At 69.9% G+C, this 21,411-nt stretch carries 22 protein-coding genes; 14 read left to right on the top strand and 8 right to left on the bottom strand.

The annotated features are described in order from the left end of the window. Window positions 1–12 precede the first annotated feature (12 nt). Window positions 13–453, top strand: coding sequence for a hypothetical protein (locus tag LIV37_RS37730; protein ID WP_020872324.1), 441 nt, complete (start codon window positions 13–15; stop codon window positions 451–453). 187 nt (window positions 454–640) lie between these two features. Here the strand turns inward: LIV37_RS37730 and LIV37_RS37725 are convergent, their stop codons facing one another. Further along, window positions 641–1,273, bottom strand: a complete 633-nt coding sequence (locus tag LIV37_RS37725) for a Uma2 family endonuclease (protein WP_020872323.1) — start codon at window positions 1,271–1,273, stop codon at window positions 641–643. Continuing rightward, window positions 1,263–1,727 (bottom strand): ATP-binding protein, encoded by a 465-nt coding sequence (locus LIV37_RS37720; protein WP_020872322.1) that lies wholly within the window; start codon window positions 1,725–1,727, stop codon window positions 1,263–1,265. The genes LIV37_RS37725 and LIV37_RS37720 overlap by 11 nt, the downstream gene beginning before the upstream one ends. A 185-nt stretch (window positions 1,728–1,912) precedes the next feature. Between LIV37_RS37720 and LIV37_RS37715 the strand changes: the two genes are divergently transcribed. The 5 genes from LIV37_RS37715 to tyrS all read left to right on the top strand — a co-directional run bounded on the left by LIV37_RS37715 (window position 1,913) and on the right by tyrS (window position 7,500). Beyond that, entirely contained in the window at window positions 1,913–2,710 is a 798-nt protein-coding gene (locus LIV37_RS37715; protein WP_254807135.1) for a helix-turn-helix domain-containing protein, read from the top strand. Further along, window positions 2,707–2,925, top strand: a complete 219-nt coding sequence (locus LIV37_RS37710; protein ID WP_020872320.1) for a DUF397 domain-containing protein — start codon at window positions 2,707–2,709, stop codon at window positions 2,923–2,925. Before LIV37_RS37715 ends, LIV37_RS37710 begins: the two co-directional genes overlap by 4 nt. Before the next feature lie 148 nt (window positions 2,926–3,073). Then, window positions 3,074–4,609 (top strand): TldD/PmbA family protein, encoded by a 1,536-nt coding sequence (locus LIV37_RS37705; protein ID WP_020872319.1) that lies wholly within the window; start codon window positions 3,074–3,076, stop codon window positions 4,607–4,609. Then, window positions 4,606–6,000, top strand: coding sequence for a metallopeptidase TldD-related protein (locus LIV37_RS37700; RefSeq protein ID WP_020872318.1), 1,395 nt, complete (start codon window positions 4,606–4,608; stop codon window positions 5,998–6,000). Before LIV37_RS37705 ends, LIV37_RS37700 begins: the two co-directional genes overlap by 4 nt. An 84-nt stretch (window positions 6,001–6,084) precedes the next feature. Next, window positions 6,085–7,500, top strand: a complete 1,416-nt coding sequence (gene tyrS / locus LIV37_RS37695) for a tyrosine--tRNA ligase (protein WP_020872317.1) — start codon at window positions 6,085–6,087, stop codon at window positions 7,498–7,500. Between the two features lie 158 nt (window positions 7,501–7,658). On the opposite strand, the gene LIV37_RS37690 is transcribed toward tyrS, so the two are convergent. After that, window positions 7,659–7,943 (bottom strand): GlsB/YeaQ/YmgE family stress response membrane protein, encoded by a 285-nt coding sequence (locus LIV37_RS37690; protein ID WP_020872316.1) that lies wholly within the window; start codon window positions 7,941–7,943, stop codon window positions 7,659–7,661. 216 nt (window positions 7,944–8,159) lie between these two features. On the opposite strand from LIV37_RS37690, the gene LIV37_RS37685 reads away from it, so the two are divergent. Both LIV37_RS37685 and LIV37_RS37680 read left to right on the top strand, forming a co-directional pair. Continuing rightward, window positions 8,160–8,549, top strand: a complete 390-nt coding sequence (locus LIV37_RS37685; RefSeq protein ID WP_020872315.1) for a DUF3099 domain-containing protein — start codon at window positions 8,160–8,162, stop codon at window positions 8,547–8,549. Between the two features lie 193 nt (window positions 8,550–8,742). Then, window positions 8,743–8,982 (top strand): hypothetical protein, encoded by a 240-nt coding sequence (locus LIV37_RS37680; RefSeq protein ID WP_020872314.1) that lies wholly within the window; start codon window positions 8,743–8,745, stop codon window positions 8,980–8,982. Here LIV37_RS37680 and moaA read toward each other — a convergent pair whose 3' ends face one another. The 3 genes from moaA to LIV37_RS37665 form a co-directional block, all read right to left on the bottom strand. Then, complete coding sequence (gene moaA, locus LIV37_RS37675; RefSeq protein ID WP_020872313.1) at window positions 8,983–9,972, bottom strand: GTP 3',8-cyclase MoaA; 990 nt, start codon at window positions 9,970–9,972, stop codon at window positions 8,983–8,985. It lies immediately after the preceding gene. A gap of 102 nt (window positions 9,973–10,074) precedes the next feature. Further along, a complete protein-coding gene (locus LIV37_RS37670) occupies window positions 10,075–11,694 on the bottom strand; it encodes a solute symporter family protein (protein ID WP_020872312.1) in 1,620 nt (539 codons plus the stop codon). Continuing rightward, window positions 11,691–12,047 carry a DUF485 domain-containing protein gene (locus tag LIV37_RS37665; protein WP_020872311.1) on the bottom strand — a complete coding sequence of 119 codons (357 nt, stop codon included), beginning with the start codon at window positions 12,045–12,047 and terminating at the stop codon, window positions 11,691–11,693. The genes LIV37_RS37670 and LIV37_RS37665 overlap by 4 nt, the downstream gene beginning before the upstream one ends. A gap of 667 nt (window positions 12,048–12,714) precedes the next feature. On the opposite strand from LIV37_RS37665, the gene LIV37_RS37660 reads away from it, so the two are divergent. Then, window positions 12,715–14,247: a S8 family peptidase gene (locus LIV37_RS37660; protein WP_020872310.1), complete on the top strand. Its 1,533-nt coding sequence runs from the start codon at window positions 12,715–12,717 to the stop codon at window positions 14,245–14,247. A 67-nt stretch (window positions 14,248–14,314) separates the two neighbouring features. After that, a complete protein-coding gene (locus LIV37_RS37655; RefSeq protein ID WP_214663119.1) occupies window positions 14,315–14,863 on the top strand; it encodes a hypothetical protein in 549 nt (182 codons plus the stop codon). An 87-nt stretch (window positions 14,864–14,950) separates the two neighbouring features. On the opposite strand, the gene LIV37_RS37650 is transcribed toward LIV37_RS37655, so the two are convergent. Both LIV37_RS37650 and LIV37_RS37645 read right to left on the bottom strand, forming a co-directional pair. Continuing rightward, window positions 14,951–15,634 (bottom strand): lysoplasmalogenase, encoded by a 684-nt coding sequence (locus LIV37_RS37650; RefSeq protein ID WP_020872308.1) that lies wholly within the window; start codon window positions 15,632–15,634, stop codon window positions 14,951–14,953. Further along, window positions 15,631–16,551 (bottom strand): sterol desaturase family protein, encoded by a 921-nt coding sequence (locus LIV37_RS37645; protein ID WP_020872307.1) that lies wholly within the window; start codon window positions 16,549–16,551, stop codon window positions 15,631–15,633. Before LIV37_RS37645 ends, LIV37_RS37650 begins: the two co-directional genes overlap by 4 nt. Before the next feature lie 583 nt (window positions 16,552–17,134). Here LIV37_RS37645 and LIV37_RS37640 point away from each other — a divergent pair. The 4 genes from LIV37_RS37640 (at window position 17,135) to LIV37_RS37625 (ending at window position 21,409) form a co-directional block, all read left to right on the top strand. After that, window positions 17,135–18,121 (top strand): DEDDh family exonuclease, encoded by a 987-nt coding sequence (locus tag LIV37_RS37640; protein WP_020872306.1) that lies wholly within the window; start codon window positions 17,135–17,137, stop codon window positions 18,119–18,121. A gap of 63 nt (window positions 18,122–18,184) precedes the next feature. Beyond that, window positions 18,185–18,418: a hypothetical protein gene (locus LIV37_RS37635; RefSeq protein ID WP_037949523.1), complete on the top strand. Its 234-nt coding sequence runs from the start codon at window positions 18,185–18,187 to the stop codon at window positions 18,416–18,418. Window positions 18,419–18,495: 77 nt separating this feature from the next. Then, complete coding sequence (locus LIV37_RS37630) at window positions 18,496–19,305, top strand: SURF1 family cytochrome oxidase biogenesis protein (protein WP_020872304.1); 810 nt, start codon at window positions 18,496–18,498, stop codon at window positions 19,303–19,305. Between the two features lie 322 nt (window positions 19,306–19,627). After that, window positions 19,628–21,409, top strand: coding sequence for a glycoside hydrolase family 15 protein (locus LIV37_RS37625; protein WP_020872303.1), 1,782 nt, complete (start codon window positions 19,628–19,630; stop codon window positions 21,407–21,409). Window positions 21,410–21,411: the final 2 nt, after the last annotated feature.

The following is a 21,411-nucleotide window of genomic DNA, read 5'->3' as shown; positions in this document are numbered from 1 at the left end:
CTGGATTAGAAGATGAGTAGGGAACTGCAGGAAAAACTTCGACTACACAAGGAAAAACGTGAGGCCGAGAAAATCCTGTCTGCCCTGGACGGCATAAAATATCACGGTCCGGAGAGCATCCCAGAGTGGGTCGATGGCGAGATCGCCGAATATTTGAGCTCGGCCTCGGTTCCCGATTCTCAGATCAGCGATGAGCTGGGTGAAGATCGGGTGGAATCGTGGATGGAGCAATTCGCCGAGCAAGCCGGCATTGGGCAAACCGTGCATATTCGAACCTCGATGCAGTTCTTTCCGTGGCTGGAGTGCGCGCTCCCTGAGCGCGGATGGGCGCGGAAACTACGAGAAGTTCTCGGCAGTGATCTGATGCTGTTGTCCCATGACATAAGGGTTCTCGTCGTCTTCTTCGAAGAGGAATACGAGTACCATGCCTTCGCGTATGTCCATGATGCCTAGTCTTGCTGCATCGGACCTGACCGACGAGCGGCGCGGTCGTCGGCCGGGGCGGGAACCCAGGCCCGGCGTTCCAACGGCAATTACCGCGCCCGATGTCGTAGCAACATAGCTCTGACCGACTCCGACAAAACCGGACTGCTCACCGAGTGGAGCCAGCGACTGCTGGCCGCCGACGGTGGTCAGCGGGTCAGTGGTCCTCGGGATAGGTTCGCAGGTCCGTGGTGGCGAGGGTCCAGTCACCGATGGCCACCTCGTCGCCGAAGGCGTAATCACTGCGGGTGCGGTAGCGGGGGCCCTCACCGCCGAGCCCGGGGCCCGGATCGGACAGGGCCGCGATGGTGCCCTTCCGTGGATCGACGAGAAGATAGAGAGGGATGCCCATCGCCGGGTAGTCGTGCGTCTTCTCGACGCAGTCGGTGGAGTGATTCGACGGCGAGACGATCTCGGCGACCAAAGCGACATCTCGGGGATGGAACGGTGCCATCGTGTTCTCGGCGAACACCGCGTCAGGAACCACGATCAGATCCGGGCGCCGGAGTTTCCCGAGTGAGGAGTCTTCCACCTCACCGCCCGTGTGGGCGACCAGGAAAGACGGGATCTGCCGGTCGAGCTGCTGGCGGATACGCAGAGCGATGAACTCGTGCGGACGCGAGGCGGACATCATCATGACGATCTCGTCGCCGCTGATCTCGTAGCCCCGGAACGAGTCAGGGGCGTGTTCGGCGAGCCGCTCCGCGATTTCCCGTAGACGCCCGTACTCCACGGCCGACGCTCCCTCACCACGGCGGTCCTGCTTGTCCGTGCCCCCATCATCGCGCATCGCCGGCTCCAGTGTCTCCCGTGACCTGCCGCGACCGGCACTCCTCGGACGCGAGAGCGTATTCGCACCACACCGTCTTCCCGACGCCCCGTTCCGCCACCCCCCACTTCGACGCGAGCGCGTCCACGAGCAGCAGCCCGCGCCCGCACTCCGCCTCGTCCTCCTGGTCCCGGAGCACCGGGCGCCGCTCGTCGCGGGCGTCGGATACCTCGATACGGGCCGAGACGGGTCCGCCACGGCTGTCTCCGCCGGGCGGAGGCTGCACGCTGAGCCGCAGATAGAAGTTCCGGCCGGGCACATGCCCGTGTTTTACGGCATTCGCCGCGAGTTCGCCCGCGATCAGCGCGAGGCTCTGCGAAGCCTCGCCGTCCCGGGGGATGCCCCACTCCTCCAGTCTGCGGACGACGATGCGCCGGGCGAGCCGGGCACCGCGCCGGGAAGAGGTGAAGAACATCTCGAATGTACCGCTAGGGGGATTTTCGCCATTCACGTCACCGAGCGTGGCGAAGCGCGCCTAGCCTGACCAGACGGGCGGCGGGTACGCAGGGTCGCGGTACGGGCACGACCGGTGCCCGTACGGGAGGACCGCCGTGACGCCGAGGGGAAGGGGCGCGTTCTCGCGCAAGGAGGTGGGTGGGCATGGCGGGTGACATCGTCAAATGCATCGGCAGGCAGGTGAAGCTCTTCCGCGAACGGGCGGGGCTCACGCAGGCACAGTTGGGTGAGGCGATCGGGTATAGCGAGGAGCAGGTCTCCTCGGTCGAACAGGGACGCCGGGTGCCACAGCCGGAGTTCCTGGACGCAGCGGACGAGGCACTGGAGGCATTCGGGGTCCTGCGGGCGGCCAAGGAGGAGGTGGCCAACGTACAGCTCCCGGCGTTCTTCCGAGGCGCGGCACGGCTGGAGGCACAGGCGACCGAGTTCCACGCGTACGACAGCCAGGTCGTCAACGGGTTGCTGCAAACGCAGGAATACGCTCGTGTCATCTACCGCATGCGCCGCCCGGTTCTGGACGAAAAGACCGTTGAGCAGCGGGTTTCCGCGCGCCTCGCCCGCCAAGAACTTTTCGCGCATCGGCCCGCACCCGCCATGAGCTTCGTGACGGAGGAGACCGTGCTGCGGCGCCCGCTCGGCGGCGAGGAGGTTCTCCGAGGAGAGTTGGAACATCTGCTGTCCATCGGCCAGATGCGCAACGTGGAGCTCCAGGTGATGCCCACCAACCGGAGAGACCATGCCGGGCTGGGCGGCCCATTCGCTCTCCTTGAGCGCAAAGGGCGACAGCTCGTGGCCTACTCAGAAGTACAGGGACGAGGCACGCTTGTGACCGATCGCAAAGCCGTCCGGGAGCTTGAGCAGCGGTACGGGATCATCCGCGCGCAAGCTCTCACTCCACAGGAGTCACTGGACTTCATCGAGAAACTGCGGGGAGAAACGTGAACCACAAGCAGGCTGGAAGCGACACACCTGAACTCTCATGGTTCAAGAGCAGCTACAGCGACAACGAAGGCGGCATGTGCGTCGAGGTGGCCGCCACCGCCGACACCGTCCACGTACGGGACTCCAAGAACCGCCACGGAGAACAACTCGCCTTCTCCATACGCCAGTGGGACGCGTTCATCGGCCGTCTCACGGCTGAAGAGTTCGGCGCGTAACCACCCGCTCGGCCGCCCTGGGCAACCGGGGCGGCCGTTGTCCTTTCGCCGCGCGGAGCGCAACCGCAATTACCGCGCCCCACCCCCCACCGGCATGGTTCACTGCCGACGGACACCACGCGATGTACGCGACGACGAGGAGCCGCCCGTGACGCACGAGATTGATCCGTCCTTCCTCGCGCTGCCGCTCAGGGCGCTCGCCGATGCGGCGCTGGCGCGGGCGCGGGCGCTCGGGGCCGCGCATGCGGACTTTCGGTTGGAGCGGGTGCGGAGTGCCGCGTGGCGGTTGCGGGATGCCAAGCCTGCGGGGGCGGCCGACAGTACCGATCTGGGGTATGCGGTGCGGGTGGTGCACGGCGGGGCGTGGGGGTTCGCCTCGGGGGTGGATCTGAGCATGGACGCCGCCGCGCGGGTGGCCTCGCAGGCGGTGGCGATGGCGAAGCTGTCGGCCAAGGTGATCGAGGCGGCGGGGTCCGATGAGCGGGTGGAGTTGGCGGACGAGCCGGTGCACGCCGACAAGACCTGGGTTTCGTCGTATGAGGTCAATCCTTTTGATGTGGCCGACTCCGACAAGACCTCACTGCTCGCCGAGTGGAGCCGACGGCTGCTCGCGGCCGATGGGGTCGCGCACGCGGACGCGTCGCTGCTGACCGTGCAGGAGAACAAGTTCTACGCGGACACGGCGGGCAGCACGACTACCCAGCAGCGGGTGCGGCTGCACCCGCAGCTGACGGCCGTGGCCGTGGATCCGGCGAGCGGGGAGTTCGACTCGATGCGCACCCTGGCCCCGCCGGTCGGGCGCGGCTGGGAGTATCTGACCGGTGGGCCCGGCGCGGGCGGCTGGGACTGGGACGCGGAGCTGGCGGAGATCCCGGAGCTGCTGGCCGAGAAGATGCGCGCGCCGGCAGTCGAGGCCGGGTCGTACGACCTGGTGGTGGACCCGTCCAATCTGTGGCTGACCATCCATGAGTCGATCGGCCACGCCACCGAGCTGGATCGCGCGCTCGGTTACGAGGCGGCGTACGCGGGCACCTCTTTCGCCACGTTCGACCAGCTCGGAAAGTTGAAGTACGGCTCCGAGGTCATGAATGTGACCGGGGACCGGACCGCCGAGCACGGGCTGGCCACCATCGGCTACGACGACGAAGGCGTGGCCGCCCAGTCCTGGGACCTGGTGAAGGGCGGCACGCTCGTCGGCTATCAGCTGGACCGCCGGATCGCCCGGCTGACCGGTTTCGAGCGGTCGAACGGCTGCGCCTTCGCCGATTCGCCGGGCCATGTGCCGGTGCAGCGGATGGCGAACGTATCGCTGCGGCCCGCCCCCGGCGGCCCCTCGACGGAGGAGCTGATCGGGGACGTCGAGAACGGTCTGTATCTGGTCGGCGACCGCTCCTGGTCGATCGATATGCAGCGGTACAACTTCCAGTTCACGGCGCAGAGGGCGTATCGCATCAGGAACGGCGCTCTCGCCGGGCAGGTGCGCGACTTCGCCTACCAGGCCACCACCACCGACTTCTGGGGTTCGATGACGGCCGTGGGCGGCCCGGGAACGTATGTCCTGGGCGGTGCCTTCAACTGTGGCAAGGCCCAGCCCGGGCAGATCGCGGCGGTCTCGCACGGCTGCCCGTCGGCGCTTTTCCGCGGCGTCAACATCCTCAACACCACCCAGGAGGCCGGACGATGAGCGTGCAGCCCCATGAGATCGTCGAGCGCGCCCTGGAGCTGTCCCGCGCGGACGGCTGTGTGGTGATCGCCAACGAGACCTCGACGGCCAATCTGCGCTGGGCGGGCAACGCCCTGACGACCAATGGCGTCACCCGTGGCCGCACCCTGACCGTCGTGGCCACAGTGAACGGCGGGCAGGGCACCGCCTCGGGCGTGGTGTCCCGGTCCGCGGTCACCGCCGAGGAGCTGGAGCCGCTGGTCCGGGCCGCCGAGGCGGCGGCGCGGGAGGCGGAGCCGGCCGAGGACGCCCAGCCGCTGGTGGAGCGGGATCCGGGCGCCGCGGTCTCCCCCGGCTTCACCGACGCCCCGGCCGTGACCTCCTCCGAGGTGTTCGCCGACTTCGCGCCCGCCCTCGGCGAGTCCTTCGCCCAGGCCCGCGCGGGCGGCCGGGAGCTGTACGGATTCGCCCACCATGAGCTGGTCTCCAGCTATCTCGGCAGCTCCACCGGGCTGCGGCTGCGCCATGACCAGCCCACCGGCACGCTCGAGGTCAACGCCAAGTCACCGGACCGGACGCGTTCGGCCTGGGCCGGGCGGGCCACCCGGGACTTCACCGATGTGGACCCGGCCACGATCAACGCCGAGCTCGCCCAGCGGCTCGCCTGGGCCGAGCGCAGGGTCGAGCTGCCGGCCGGCCGCTACGAGACGCTGCTGCCGCCGAGCGCGGTGGCCGATCTGCTGATCGACCAGCTGTGGTCGTCCTCGGCCCGGGACGCGACGGAGGGCCGTACGGTCTTCAGCAAGCCGGGCGGTGGCACCCGGGTCGGCGAGAAGCTGTCCGAGCTGCCCTTCACGCTGCGCAGCGACCCGGCCGAGCCGGGTCTTGAAGCGGCGCCGTTCGTGATCGCGCACTCGTCCGGGGACGACGCGTCCGTCTTCGACAACGGTCTGCCGCTGTCCGCCACCGACTGGGTCCGTGACGGGGTGCTCCAGCGATTGGTCACCACCCGGCACACATCCGCCCTCACCGGGCTGCCGCTCGCCCCCGCGGTCGACAACCTCATCGTGGACGCGGGCGGCACCCGCTCGCTGGCGGAGATGGTCGCGTCGACCGAGCGGGGGCTGCTGCTGACCTGCCTGTGGTACATCCGCGAGGTCGACCCGGCGACGCTGCTGCTCACGGGGCTGACCAGGGACGGGGTCTATCTCGTGGAGAACGGCGAGGTGGTCGGCGAGGTGAACAACTTCCGGTTCAACGAGTCACCGGTGGATCTGCTCGCCCGCGCCACCGAGGCGGGCCGCACCGAGCGGACGCTGGCGCGGGAGTGGAGCGACTACTTCAACCGCGCCGCGGTGCCGCCGCTGCGCATTCCGGACTTCAACATGAGCTCGGTCAGCAAGGGGGTGTGAGGAGCCGAATAGACTGGTCCACGCCCATCCGAAGCGACCGTTTCGGATCCATCCATTTCCGTTTCGTCTATCCCCAGGAACGCCATGACACGCCTCGGCGAATCCGTCGCCCGCGCCAGTGAGCTCCTCAGCCAGGACCTCTCCTCCGACAAGACCGTCGAGCGGCTGCTCGAGGAGACGGGCTCGCGGCGCTATATCGACCTGACGGACCTCTCGCCGACGGAGCAGGCCGAGCTGATCGCGTCCCGTACGGTCGAGATCCTGCCCGGCGTGGCGGACCTGGCCAAGCGGATCGAGGAGCGCCGCGGCGCCGGCCAGGGCCTGGCCATCAAGCTGGGCATCGACCCGACGGCCGCCGATGTGCACCTCGGCCATGTGGTGCCGATGATCATCCTCAATCGCTTCCAGCGCATGGGGCATGACGTCACGCTGCTGATCGGCGACTTCACGGCCAAGATCGGCGACCCGTCGGGCCGTACGGCGGAGCGCCCGCCGCTGACCGACGAGGACATCGCCCGGAACCTCGCGGGCTACCAGGACCAGGTCCGGCCGTTCTTCGACTTCGAGAAGGTCAATTTCCGGCAGAACAGCGAGTGGCTGGCGCCGTACACCTTCCCGGAGCTGCTGGGGCTGCTCGCCCAGGTGCCGGTCTCCCAGCTGCTGCAGCGCGAGGACTTCCGCAACCGGCTGGCCGCCGGCTCCGGGCTGACCATGTCCGAGCTGCTCTACCCGATCGCGCAGGCGCTGGACTCGGTGGCCCTGGAGTGCGATGCGGAGCTGGGCGGCGCGGATCAGCTGCTCAATCTGCAGATGGGCCGCAAGCTGATGGAGCTGCGCGGGCAGCGGCCGCAGCTGGTGGTCACGATGCCGCTGATCGAGGGTACGGACGGCACCGGCGCCAAGATGTCCAAGTCCAAGGGCAACTATGTGGCGCTCTCCGCGACCGCCGACGATGTCTTCGGCAAGATCATGTCGATTCCGGACCGGCTGATGAAGCCGTACCTGGAGGCATGGACCGAGTGGACGGACACGGAGATCGCCGCCGCGATCGCCCGGGTCGAGGAGCGGTCGCTGCACCCGATGGATCTGAAGAAGGTCCTGGCGGGCGAGGTGGTGGCGGCGCTGTACGGCCTGGAGAAGGCGATGGCGGCCCGTGCGGGCTTCGTCGCCCAGTTCTCCAAGAAGAGCTTCTCCGACGTCGAGACGCCGGTGGTCGACGCCGGGGAGCACGGCAGCGAGTCCATCGCGACCGTGCTGAGCAAGGTGCTGGAGTTCCAGCCCAGCGCCTCGGCCGCCCGCCGGGTCGCCAAGCAGAACGGTCTGCGGCTGGTGATCGAGGCCGAGGGCGGCCAGGAGTCGGTGGTGCTGCCCGAGGCCCAGGCGGTGCGCCCGCTGGCCGAGGTGGTCGCGGAGACGCTGGCGTCCGCCGGGCTCACGGGGGCCTCCGGCGCGGTCTACCTCAAGGCCGGGCGGAAGATCGCCCAGGTGCGCGGGGTGTAGTCCGCCCCGCTCACGACGGAAGCCCCACTACGGGGCCCCGCAACCGCGAGGAAGCGGCGGCCGGTGCGCGTCCACCACGCGCACCGGCCGCCGCCGTCGTACCAGCCGTCGCACCGGCCGCCACCGTCGCGCACCGGATCACACCGCCGGCGCGCCCCTCAGGTCGTACTGCGTCTGCGTCCGCCACCGCGGATCGAGTGCCACAGCGGGGTGCCCAGCGCGACGATCAGCACGGCCCCCGCCAGCTGCAGCAGATGCCGGATCCAGTCGAAGCCCTCGGTGTGCCTGACCCCGATCCAGCCGGCCACCGCATTGCCCAGAATGGAGCCGAGGATGCCGTAGATGCAGGTCAGCCAGAGCGGAATGGCCTGTTTGCCGGGCAGGATCGCCCTGGCGATCACACCCAGGATCAAGCCCACGACGATCGCCCATAGCCAGTTCATGTCGCCTCCCTGACACGCGGCGAGGGGATGCACATCGCTTCCAGTGTTCGGCCACTTCGGGTGGGGCGCACGCCGGAGGGCCGATACGCACGTCGGCGCAGCCGGAGACGGCACCCGTCAGGGTGCCCCGGTCTCGAACCGACAGCAGGCGCGGCGTAACGTTGAGTACGTCCCAGAGCGGGGGAAGCCCGCCCGGCGATCAGGTGGTGGAACGTGATGCGGAAGCACGGCGATGCGGAGGTCTTCCGAATCACCGGAGCGCGACAGGGGCTGGCCGACGATGTACGCGGCCGGCAGCGCCGCTATGTGATCTCGATGTCGGTCCGGACCGTCGCGGTCGTGCTGGCGGCGGTGTTGTGGAACGTGGAGCGCCACGTGGCCATCGTGGCCCTGGTGCTCGGCGCGGTGCTGCCCTACATCGCGGTCGTGATAGCCAACGCGGGCCGGGAGAACGCCACTTCGCTGCCCACCACCTTCATCCCGACGCCGCCCCGTCCGATGCTGATCGCCGGGCGCGGAGAGGAGCCGAGCGATCCCCACGGGGCGGAATCCGGCCCGGAGGACGTCGGACATATCAGCGATCCTGGACCCGGTGAGCGTGGCTGACCTGCCACGTTTCCGTAAGCTCAAGAAAACCTCAGATCAATAGTGCAGTACCGGTGCACCGGGCCCCATCCCTCGTGACATACTGCGTACGCGCTCCGCATCCCCCGTCGGAGCGACGGACCGACGCCGGGCGGCTCCCCCCGTGGCTGCCCGGCGTCGTCATGTCCGGCGCGCTTTTCGTAGAGTCTGCGGTGTGAACATCCGCGAGACCGCCGCCGAGACCGACACCGTGATCTGCTCCGCCAAGGGCTGCCACGCCCCCGCCGTATGGGTGCTGGCCTGGAACAACCCCAAGATCCACACCCCGGAGCGGCGCAAGACCTGGCTCGCCTGCGAGGAACACCGCGAATATCTCTCGGAGTTCCTCGGAGTGCGGGGCTTCCTCAAGGACGTGGTGACGCTGGAGGAATGGTCGGCCACCGAAGACCAGTGATCAGCCCCCGATCGCCGACATCGGCCGGTCCGGCTGGAGGAACGAGGGGTCATCGAGCCCGGATCCGGCCTTCTTGCCCCACATCGCCAGCCGCCACAGCCGCGTGATCTCCTCGTCCGCGGCGCCGGAGCGCAGCGCTCCGCGCAGATCGGACTCCTCGCGCGCGAAGAGGCAGGTGCGCACCTGCCCGTCGGCGGTCAGCCGGGTGCGGTCGCAGGCGCGGCAGAACGGGCGGGTGACCGAGGCGATGACGCCGACCCGGGCCGGGCCGCCGTCGACCAGCCAGCGCTCGGCGGGTGCGGAGCCACGCTCGTCCTCGCCCTCGGGGGTGAGGGTGAAGCGGGTGCGCAGACTGGCCAGGATGTCCCCGGCGGTGATCATGCCGTCGCGCTTCCAGCCGTGCTGCGCATCGAGCGGCATCTGCTCGATGAAGCGCAGCTCATAGCCGTTTTCCAGGGCCCAGGCGAGCAGCTCCGGCGCCTCGTCGTCGTTGAGCCCGGGCATCAGCACGGCGTTGACCTTCACCGGGGTCAGCCCGGCGGTGTGCGCCGCGTCGAGGCCTCGCAGCACATCGCCGTGGCGCTTGCGCCGGGTGATGGCCTGGAACACCTCCGGACGCAGGGTGTCGAGTGAGACATTGACCCGGTCCAGGCCCGCGTCGCGCAGGGCCTGGGCGGTGCGCTCCAAACCGATGCCGTTGGTGGTGAGCGACATCCGGGGGCGCGGCTCGAGCTCCGCGCAGCGCTCCACGATGCCGACCAGACCAGGGCGCAGCAGTGGCTCACCGCCGGTGAAGCGGACCTCGGTGACCCCGAGCTCGGTGACGGCGATCCGGATCAGCCGGACTATCTCGTCGTCGGTGAGCAGGTCCGGTTTGGCGAGCCACTGCAGGCCCTCTTCCGGCATGCAGTAGGTGCAGCGCAGATTGCAGCGATCGGTCAAGGAGACACGCAGGTCGGTGGCTACGCGACCATAGGTGTCGATCAGCATGGTGGCGGCCCCTCCACGGTTGGCGTGCGTGCACTGCTCAATTCTCTCGCAGCGTACGTGATGGGTGTGACATGGAGGGGCCGCGCGGGTGGGAGTGGCCGGTCAGTGGGCTCCGTGCCCGGTGAGCGAGCGCACCTCCAACTCGGCGTACTTCTCCTTGTCGGGCTGCTCCTTGGAGACGACGGTGCCCAGCCAGCCGAGCAGGAAGCCCAGCGGGATGGAGATCAGTCCGGGGTTCTCCAGCGGGAACCAGTGGAAGTCCACGTCCGGGAACATCGAGGTCTCCTTGCCCGAGACGACGGGCGAGAAGAGCACCAGGAAGACCGAGGAGATCAGTCCGCCGTAGATGGACCACAGCGCGCCCTGGGTGGTGAAGCGTTTCCAGAACAGGCTGTAGAGGATGGTCGGCAGATTGGCGGAGGCGGCGACCGCGAAGGCGAGTGCCACGAGTCCGGCGACGTTGAGATCTCGTGCGAAGACGCCGAGGACGACGGCGACGGTGCCGATGCCGACGGTGGCCCAGCGCGCGGCGGAGATCTCCTCCTTCTGGGTCGCCTTGCCCTTGCGGATGACGTTGGCGTACAGGTCGTGGGCGAAGGACGACGAGGAGGCGAGGGTGAGCCCGGCGACCACGGCGAGGATCGTCGCGAACGCCACCGCGGAGATCACCGCGAGCAGGATGGCGCCGCCGGTGGAGTCGGGTCCGCCGCCGATCTCCTCGGCGAGCAGTGGGGCCGCGGTATTGCCCGACTTGTTGGAGGCGATGATGTCGTCGTGCTTGAGCAGCGCGGCGGCGCCGAAGCCCAGCGCGATGGTCATCAGGTAGAAGAGGCCGATGATGCCGATGGCCCAGTTGACCGAGTTGCGGGCGGCCCGCGCGGTGGGCACGGTGTAGAAACGGATGAGGATGTGGGGCAGCCCCGCGGTGCCCAGGACCAGGGCGATACCGAGCGAGATGAAGTCCAGCTTGGTGGTGGCGTTGACCCCGTACTTCAGCCCCGGCTCCAGGAACGACTCTCCGATGCCGCTGTTCTTGGCGGCCTCGCCCAGCAGGTCGGAGATGTTGAAGTTGAACTTCAGCAGCACCAGGAAGGTGATCAGCACCGTGCCCGCGATCAGCAGCACGGCCTTGACCATCTGCACCCAGGTGGTGCCCTTCATGCCGCCGATGGTGACGTAGAGCATCATCACGACGCCGACGAGGACGACGATGAGGATCTTCCCGGCCTCGCTGGTGATGCCCAGCAACAGGGAGACCAGCACCCCGGCACCCGCCATCTGAGCCAGCAGGTAGAAGATCGAGACGACGATGGTGGAGACGCCCGCGGCGGTGCGCACCGGGCGCTGGCGCATCCGGTAGGCGAGCACGTCGCCCATCGTGTAGCGGCCGGAGTTCCGCAGCGGCTCGGCGACCAGCAGCAGGGCCACCAGCCAGGCGACGAGGAAGCCGATCGAGTACAGGAAGCCGTCGTAGCCGGAGAGCGCGATGGCCCCGGCGATGCCGAGGAAGGACGCGGCGGACATGTAGTCGCCGGAGATCGCCAGGCCGTTCTGGAAGCCGGTGAACTGACGGCCACCGGCGTAGAAGTCGGTGGCGTCCTTGGTCTGCCGGCCCGCCCAGACGGTGATGACCAGGGTCGCCACGACGAAGACCGCGAAGAGCGTGACGATCAGCGGCCGGTTGTCCGGGGCGCTCTCGGCCGCGAGCAGATGGGGGCTCATGAGCGCTCCTCCAGACGGGACTTGATGGCCTGGGCGCGGGGGTCCAGCTTGGCGGCGGCGTGCCGGGAGTACCACCAGGCGATGAGGAAGGTGGTCAGGAACTGGGCCAGCCCGAACACCAGGGCCACGTTGATGTGGCCCACGACCTTGGTGCCCATGAAGCCGTCCGCGTAGTTGGACAGCAGGACGTAGAGCAGGTACCAGCTGACGAACGCGATGGTGAGCGGGAAGGCGAACGAGCGGTGGGCACCGCGCAGTTCGCCGAACTCCGCGCTCGCTTGCACCTCGGCGTAGGCAGAACGGTCAAGTTGCCGCGGATCGTCGGGGCGATCGTTGGCCGGTGCGGTATCCACGGTCTCTCCTGGTGAGTGGGTCCGACGGGAATGAATACGGCGGCGAGTGATCCAGATCACGCATGGTAGGGCGGCGCGGACCCGTACGACAGAGGCCGGTTGATTGAAAGACGGATAAGAATTCGGGGGAGGGATCGGCTCCGGGTACTGTGGCGGGTTTTCTTCCGGAATGCATTGATGTCCGACCTTGATCAGCGATAGCTTCCTTCGTCATGTACCCGCCCAGCCGCCGACGGCGTCCGGGCGGCCCGTACGGATGAAGTGGAGACCCCATGGCTCATCTGAGATCGGCTCCTCCAAGACCCGGACGGCGGGTTTTTGACGGCCCGTCGGCTTCGCACCACCCCCTCACCACTCCCCGCCGCCTCTGTCCCGGTTCCGCGGCGTCCCGGGACATCGAGGCGGCGCGCGGGAGCCGCGCCGCAAGGGCGCGCACATTAGCTTGTGCGGATGACCCCGGCCGGACCGCCGCCGTTGACGCGGCCCGCCGGACCGCCGCCCGCGCCCGGGGGCTCCGCGTCCCCCGAGTGGCGCGCTGAGCGCGCGTCCGCGCCCCCGGTCCGGAACGCTGACGATCCAGCCCGGTCCGCCCGCCCAGAGCCTTCTCATCCACCTCGAGAGAACCGTCGAGCACCTCGAGAGAACCGTCGAGAGAACCGGAGTACCCATGACGCCGCGCCGCACCTCCCTGCCGCTGCGCACCGCCGCGATACCCGCCGCCATGGCGCTCACCACCGCGCTGGCCTTCCTGCCCACCACCGCCACCGCGCTCGGGCGGGACGGCCACGCCGCCGCGGCCGCCACGGCCGACGGCCCGTCCCTGAGCTATGTCGTCAACACCCGCCCGGGGCAGGACCCGTCCCGGATCCGCAAGGCCATCGCCCAGGCCGGCGGCACGGTCGTGGTGTCCTACGACCGGATCGGCGTCATCGTCGTCCACTCCGCCAACCCGGACTTCGCCAAGACCGTCCGTAAGGTGCGCGGCGTCACCTCCGCCGGGAACACCCGCACCGCCCCGCTGCCCGCCCAGTCCACCGACGACATCGACACGCCGAAGCTGTTGAGCGAGAAGCAGCGGCAGGCGGTGGCGGCGAAGGCGAAGGCCGGGCAGGACCCGCTGGAGCCGCTGCAGTGGGATCTGCCGGCGATCAAGGCGGACAAGGCGCATGAGAAGAACCTGGGCAGCCGTAAGGTCACCGTCGGGGTCATCGACACCGGTGTGGACGACACCCACCCCGATCTGGCGCCGAACTTCGACCGTAAGGCGTCCGTCAACTGTGTGACGGGCAAGCCGGACACCGCCGACGGCGCCTGGCGGCCGAGCGCCGAGGAGTCCCCGCACGGTACGCATGTGGCGGGCGAGATCGCCGCCGCGAAGAACGGCGTCGGCGTCACCGGCGTGGCCCCGGGCGTCAAGGTCTCCGGGATCAAGGTGTCCACGACGGCCGGGTTCTTCTACACCGAGGCGGTCGTCTGCGGCTTCGTCTGGGCCGCCGAGCACGGCGTGGACGTCACCAACAACAGCTATTACACCGACCCGTGGTACTTCAACTGCACCACCGACCCGGACCAGAAGGCCCTGGTCGAGGCGGTGCGCCGGGCCTCGTCGTACGCCGAGCGCCGGGGCGTGGTCAATGTGGCCGCGGCGGGCAACGAGAACTACGACCTGACCTCGGACACCATCACCGACCCCTCCAGCCCCAACGACACCACCCCCGGTGACCGGGAGGTGGACCCGAGCGTCTGCCTGGACATCCCGACCCAGTTGCCGGGCGTCGTCACGGTCGCCTCGACCGGCGCCAAGGGGCTCAAGTCCTCGTTCTCCAACTACGGTCTGGGGATCATCGACATCGCGGCCCCCGGCGGTGACAGCACCGTCTACCAGAAGCCCGAGCCCCCGGCCACCAGCGGCCTGATCTACAACACGCTGCCGGGCGGGCAGTACGGCTACATGGCGGGCACGTCGATGGCCTCGCCGCATGTGGCCGGTGTCGCGGCGCTCATCAAGAGCACCCATCCGCACGCCTCCCCCTGGCAGGTGAAGGCGCTGCTCAAGGCCGAGGCCGATGACCTGGCCTGCCCGACGCCGTACGACATCGACGGCGACGGCACGGTCGACGCGGTGTGCGAGGGCGGCAAGCGGTACAACGGCTTCTACGGCGCCGGGCTCGCGGACGCCCTGGACGCCGTCGAGAAGTGACCGGCTGACACAATGCACGGGCCGCCGGGGCGGAGCAGTCGCCCGGCGGCCCGTACGTGTTCCCCCCATGAAGCCGCGAGAGGACCGCGTTCCCGTGCACCACGACGACTCCTGGGGACCGCTGCCCTCTCGGCCGGCCTACTCGCTGCTGATCCGGTTCGTGCTGACCGTGCTGCTGCTGCCGCTGTGGTGGGCGCTGATCGTGGTGATCTTCCTGGGCTTCATCGCCTTCGGGATCGTGGCCGAGATCCTTACGGTGATCCCCGGGTTCGAGAAGGGCTTCCTCGGCCTGATCGACAAGTTCGGGGACAGCGTGAAGATGTGGCCCGCCTGGTGCGTGACGCTCCCGGAACTGCGGCACGAGGGCGACGCGGCCTTCTACCGGGCCCGGGTCGACAAGCGCATCGCCTCCTGGACCGCCAAGGAACTGGCCGCCCAGAAGGCGAAGAAGGCCCCGCCGCCGGGCCCGCACGACATCCCCGTGCGCGAGTACCGCGGAGTGGGCGCGGGCTATGTGGTCGAGGCGGCGCGCGCCCGGGACTGGGAGCTGAGCCATGACCGCCACTCGGACCCGCTGCGCGTGGTCCGGCTCAGGCGGTTGCCGGTCACGTACTGATGAGGGGCACTGCCTTACGGGCGTCATGGGCTTGGGCGTGACCACCTTACGGGCGTCACAGCCTTGAGCGTCACGGCCTTACGGGCGTCACGGCCTTACGGGCGTCATGGGCTGACGAGCGCCCGTTCCGGCGCGGGGCGCGGGGCCGTCGCGCGTCGCCCCCGCCGTCAGCAGCCACTGGGCGGCCATATAGGTGGCCATGATCCAGAATTGGGGCACCGGCGGCCGTGGCCAGTCCGCGAGCCCGGCCGCGATCAGGGTGTCGGAGAGCATGAACAGCGCCCCGCCGAGGCCGCTCCACACACCCGCCCCGAGCGCGGCCAGCGCCATGACCGTCAGCAGGAGGCTGTAGCCCGCGACGGGAAGCCGCAGATGCGGGGCGAGGCCGGGCCACAGCAGCGCCACCGTGCCCAGCCACGCCGCCCCGTACCCGGCGGCCGCCCAGGGCCGCGTACGGCGCCGCCCGGCGCGGGCGAACAGCGTCAGATAGCAGAGGTGCCCAGCCGCGAAGCACCCCATACCGGCCAGGAACGCGGTCTCGCCGCCGATCTGCAGCAGCACATCGCCCCCGCAGCCGCACAGCAGCGCGGCCGGAAGCGGCCACGGCCCGCCACGCGCAAGGGCCCATACGGCGAGCACGGGCATCAGGGCGGGCTTGGTGAGGTGGACGGCGGTGGTGGCGTCCACGAGCAGCGCGGCCAGGTGAACGGCGGTCAGCAGCGCGAATAGGGCCAGCGGGACCGTCGTCGCGCGCCCCGCGGCGGCCGTCACCGCACGCTCTCGCCGACCGGCTCCGGCCGCCCGGCCTCCGGACCGGCCTCGGGGGAACCGGCCTCCGGGAGACCCGCCTCCGGGGCCGTCGCGGGCTGCCAGCCCGGTCCCCGGAAGACCCGGCCCGCCCGCTCGCGCCAGTCCCGCGCCGCCGCGATGTCGCGGGCGATGGCCGCGTACTCGTGCGTGGCCACGCGCAGCGGGTTGTAGGTGTCGATGTTCTTCGTCAGGCCGTAGACGGGCCGATCGGTCTCGGGGACGAAGGACCCGAAGAGCCGGTCCCAGACGATGAGGATGCCCCCGAAGTTGCGGTCCAGATAGCCGCCTTGGGAGGCGTGGTGGACGCGGTGGTGCGAGGGGGTGTTGAAGACGAACTCGACGGGGCGCGGCAGGTTGCCGATCCGCTCGGTGTGGATCCAGAACTGGTAGACGAGGTTCACCGACGAGCAGAACGCCACCGCCGCCGGATGCACCCCGAGCGCGATCATCGGCACGTAGAACGGCCAGACGGTCCAGGTGGTCCACGGCTGCCGCAGGGCGGTGGTGAAGTTGAACTTGCGGCTGGAGTGGTGCACCACATGGCACGCCCACAGGATGCGGATGACGTGGTGCCCGCGGTGCGACCAGTAGTAGAAGAAGTCCTGGGCGAGCAGCATCAGCGGCAGCGTCCACCACACCACCGGCACGTGCAGCGGGGTGAGTTCGTAGATGGCGGCGTAGATCGCCACAATCGGGATCTTCCACAGCAGATCGAAGACCAGGCTGCCGAGCCCCATGGTGACGCTGGTCGCGGCGTCCTTCGCCGCGTAGCCCTCGGCGTCGTCGTCGGGGTGGAAGCGGTAGCTCACCATCTCCACGACGGCGAGCAGGACAAAGGCCGGTATCGACCACATCACGGCATTGGGCAGGTGCGGCATGTCGGCAACATAGAACCGCCCGTAAGGCCGCCGCTAGGGGTAGTTACCAACAAGTATGGTAGATGCGGTGTCAACAACAGGTCTCGCCCCGGACGGCGTGGCCGATGGCGGCATGGCCGATTAAGCTCCCCGCCTGTGCGCAGAGCCGGAGAACGGTCCCGGATCGGTGGCATGGCCTTCGCCTGCCTGCTGTCGGCGCTCACCACGAAGTGCCCCTCCGGGCCGGGCGGCGATGACTCCCCCTCAGCCCTGATGGGCGCGGTGGGGCACATCTCGGCCGCGGGCGCGCAGGGGCCCCAGGTCTCCTATCTCGACGCCGCCCGGGTGCGTTCCCAGGGCTCCTTCGACGCGGACCGCGTCACCGCGAAGCTCACGGGCGGCCTGTCGGCGGTGCGCCCGGCCAAGGGCAAGTCCGTGGCGGACGACCCGGACTACCGGGCGCTCGGCGACTGTCTGGGCGATGTCTACCGCGTCGACTTCGACCCACCGCCCGGGCCCGACACCCCGTCAACCCCGGGGCGGCATACGTCCCGACCGGCCCGCCGGTCAGGGTTGTCCGTGACGGCCCGTATCCTCATTGACCATGCTCGAAGACCCCACGGCAGCCGCCCCGCACCTCACCCCGCCGTCCTCCTGGCCGGCCACCTATCCGCAGGGGTACGCGGTCGTCGACGTGGAGACCACCGGCCTCGCCCGCGACGACCGGATCGTCTCCGCGGCGGTCTATCAGCTCGACGCCCGGGGCGCGGTGCAGGACCACTGGTACACCCTGGTCAATCCGCAGCGCGATCCCGGCCCGGTGTGGATCCACGGCCTCACCGCGGAGATGCTCGCGGGCGCCCCGCGCTTCCCCGAGATCGCCGCGGAGCTCTCCGAGCGCCTGGCCGACCGCGTCCTGGTGGCGCACAACGCCGCCTTCGACTGGTCGATGCTCGCCCGCGAGTACGCCCGCACCCGCGGCGCCGCGCCCGTGCGGCAGCGGCTGTGCACCATCGCCCTCTCCAAGGAGCTGGGCCTGCCGCTGCCCAACCACAAGCTGGAGACCCTCGCCGCGCACTACGGAGTGGTCCAGCGGCGCGCCCACCACGCCCTGGACGACGCGCGGGTGCTCGCCGAGACCTTCCGGCCCAGTCTCCACCGCGCCGCCGAGACCGGGCTGCGGCTGCCGCTGCTGGCCTGCCAGCCGCTCACCGAGTGGTCCGAAGGACCGGCCATCGGCCGCCAGCGTTCGTACCAGCAGACCTGGCGTCCCAGCCGCAAGCGCCCCGCCTGCCCCTACCCCAACCCAGGGCGCTACGAGCCGGGCGGGCAGCTGGTCCAGGGCATGCGGGTGGCGTTCTCCGGTGACACCTCCGTGGACCGCGAGCTGCTGGAGGACCGGGCCATCGAGGCCGGGCTGCACGTGGCCACCAGCGTCTCCCGGCTCACCAGCGTGCTGGTGACCAACGACCCCGAGTCACCCACGTCCAAGACCACCAAGGCCCGCTCCTTCGGCACGCCCGTCATCGACGAGGCGGCCTTCATGCAGCTCCTCCAGGACGTCACCCCCGCGCCGCCGACAAACAGGTGAAGTCGGCGCGACGCGCCCGCCCGCCGCTCGCCCGCCACCGCGCGGCCCCGCACGCTGAGGCGCATGGCACGTTGTGAGGTCTGCGGAAACGACTACCGGATGACATTCGAAGTGCACGCACAGGGCAATGTGCACGTCTTCGACTGTTTCCAGTGCGCCATCCACCGCATGGCGCCCATCTGTGAGCACTGCCGGGCCCAGATCATCGGGCAGGGCGTGGAGGCCGACGGCCAGTTCTACTGCTGTGCGCACTGCGCGCGGGCGGAAGGGAAGGTGGGCATCGTCGACCATGTGTGAACCCGACCACCTGCGTGGATTGTCCTGGGCCGCCCCCAGCGGCCGAGGGACAATCCACGCCGAGTAGGGTCAAGGATGTGTACCGCTTCCTGTTGACCCGGCAGTGGGTGATCCTCACACTCGTGGCCCTGGCCCTGATCCCGACGATGATCAGGCTGGGTTTCTGGCAGCTGCACCGCCATGAGCACCGGGTCGCGCAGAACCAGCTGATCGGGGACAACCTCGACGCCCCGGCCGTGGCCGTCGAGAAGTTCACCGCCCCCGGCCGTACGGTCCCCCGCGACGACACCTGGCGCACGGTGACCGCCACCGGCACCTATGACACCGCCCATGAGGTCGTCGTCCGCCAGCGCACCGGCTCCGACGAACAGTCCATCGGCTACTTCGTGCTCACCCCCATGCTGCTCCCGGACGACCGCGCGGTGCTGGTCAACCGGGGCTGGATCCCGGCGGGCACGGACCTCACCAAGTTCCCCGAGGTCCCCGCCGCCCCCTCCGGCAAGGTCACCGTCACCGGCCGGCTGAAGGCCGACGAGACCAGCGGCAACAGCGGCATCAAGGACAAGCAGGGGCTGCCGCCCCGCCAGGTCTCACTGATCAACAGCGAGCAGCAGGCGAGGGCGCTGTCCCGGCCCGTCCTCGGCGGCTACATCGAGCTCACCTCGTCCTCTCCCAAGGGCGGCAAGCAGCCCCAGCCGGTCGCCGCGCCCAACCACAGCGACATCGGCCCGCACATGGCGTACGCCGTCCAGTGGTGGCTGTTCTCCGCCGGTGTGCCCATCGGCTGGTTCGTGCTGGCCCGCCGCGAGCGGCGGGACCGCGCCGACGAGGCCGCGAAGGCGGCGGCCACGCCGGAGAAGGTTCCCGCCGCGGCCGCCACGGACTAGGGGGCTTCTGATGGATCTCCGCGGCGTCGCGACACCCGGCACGCCCTCTCGCCGCACCGGACAAAACCCCTAGTAGCTCCGCTACGAGGGCTTCCGCCCGGCACGCCGAGAGCACGCTCCCCCAGCTACCGCTGGGAGGTGCCCCCTGACGCCGCTCCTTCCTCCACGGAGATCCATCAGAAGCCCCCTAGGCCCTCGTCCGGCGGGCCGTAACGCCTGCGGCGGGGAGGGGAACAGCCCGCCGCACACCCCATCAGCCCTCATCCAGCGGATCTTGGCCGGGCGGGGCCTAGAATCCCGCTTCCCCGGGAAGGCGCCGGACATGGCCCAGCACATCGACGACTACGCCCTCATCGGCGACCACCAGACGGCGGCACTGATCAGCCGCCATGGCTCGATCGACTGGCTGTGCCTGCCCCGCTTCGACTCCCCCGCCTGCTTCGCCGCGCTCCTCGGCGACCGCGACAACGGCCACTGGCGGCTCGCCCCCAAGGGCGCGGGCGCCTGCACCCGCCGCGGCTACCTCGACGACTCCCTCGTCCTGGAGTCCGTCTGGGAGACGGAGACGGGCACGGTCAAGGTCATCGACTTCATGCCGCAGCGCGACCGCGCCCCCGACGTCGTGCGCATCGTCGAGGGCGTCTCCGGCAGCGTCGAGATGCTCGGCGTCCTGCGGCTCCGCTTCGACTACGGGCGGGTCGTCCCCTGGGTGCGCCGCACCGACGGCCACCGGATCGCGATCGCCGGGCCGGACTCCGTATGGCTGCGCTCGGAGCCCGAGGTCCGCACCTACGGCGAGGACTTCAGCACCCGCTCCGAGTTCACCGTCTCGGCCGGGGACCGGGTGGCCTTCGTGCTCACCTGGCACCCCTCCCATGAGCCCCGCCCCCGGCTCATCGACCCGTACCACTCCCTCCGTGCCAGCCTGGAGGACTGGCACGGCTGGGCCGCCCGGTGCCGCTACGAGGGCCCGTACCGGGACGCCGTCATGCGCTCCCTGATCACTCTCAAGGCGCTCACCTACGCCCCGAGCGGCGGGGTCGTCGCGGCCCCCACCACCTCGCTGCCCGAGCGGCTGGGCGGGGTCCGCAACTGGGACTACCGCTACTGCTGGCTGCGCGACTCCACCCTCACCCTGAACGCCCTGCTCCGTGCCGGCTACCAGGAGGAGGCCGTCGCCTGGCGCGACTGGCTGCTGCGGGCGATCGCCGGCGACCCGGCGGAGCTGCAGGTCATGTACGGCCTGGCGGGCGAGCGCCGGGTCCATGAGCAGGAGCTGACCTGGCTGGAGGGGTACGAGCGCTCGACCCCGGTCCGGGTCGGCAACGACGCGGTCGACCAGCGCCAGCTCGACATCTACGGCGAGGTGCTCGACACCCTCCACCTCGCCCGCGCCTCCGGGCTGCCCGCCGAACCGCACGCCTGGCAGATCCAGACCGCGCTGATGGACTTCCTGGAGTCCGCCTGGCGCGACCCCGACGAGGGGCTGTGGGAGGTCCGCGGGCCGCGCCGCCACTTCGTCCACTCCAAGGTCATGGCCTGGGTGGCCGCCGACCGCGCCGTCCGCGCAATGGAGGCCGACCCGGGGCTGGGCGGGGACGCGAACCGCTGGCGCGCGATGCGTGACGCCGTCCACCGCGAGGTCTGCGAGAAGGGCTACGACCCCGAGCGGTCCGCCTTCACCCAGTCCTACGGCTCGACCGAGCTGGACGCCGCGACCCTGCTCATCCCGCGCGTGGGCTTCCTCCCCGCCACCGACCCCCGCGTCCTCGGCACCATCGACGCGGTCCGCCGCGAGCTCAGCGAGGACGGCCTGATCCGCCGCTACACCACCGACGGCGGCGTGGACGGCCTCCCCGGCGCCGAGGGCGCCTTCCTCGCCTGCTCCTTCTGGCTCGCCGACGCCCTCCAGCTGGCCGGCCGCCACAAGGACGCCCGGACCCTCTTCGAACGCCTCCTCGCGCTCCGCAACGACGTCGGGCTGCTCGCCGAGGAGTACGACCCGGCGACCGGCCGGCAGCTCGGCAACTTCCCGCAGGCGTTCAGCCACATCGGACTGGTGGGGACCGCCCTCACCCTCGCGGAGCGACCCAGGGCAGACTGACC

The sequence above is a fragment of the Streptomyces rapamycinicus NRRL 5491 genome (genome assembly GCF_024298965.1).
In the GTDB taxonomy this organism is placed as follows: Bacteria; Actinomycetota; Actinomycetes; order Streptomycetales; family Streptomycetaceae; genus Streptomyces; species Streptomyces rapamycinicus.
The sequence above is the reverse complement of the archived record's forward strand: the minus strand, read 5'-3'. Positions and strand labels throughout refer to the sequence as shown.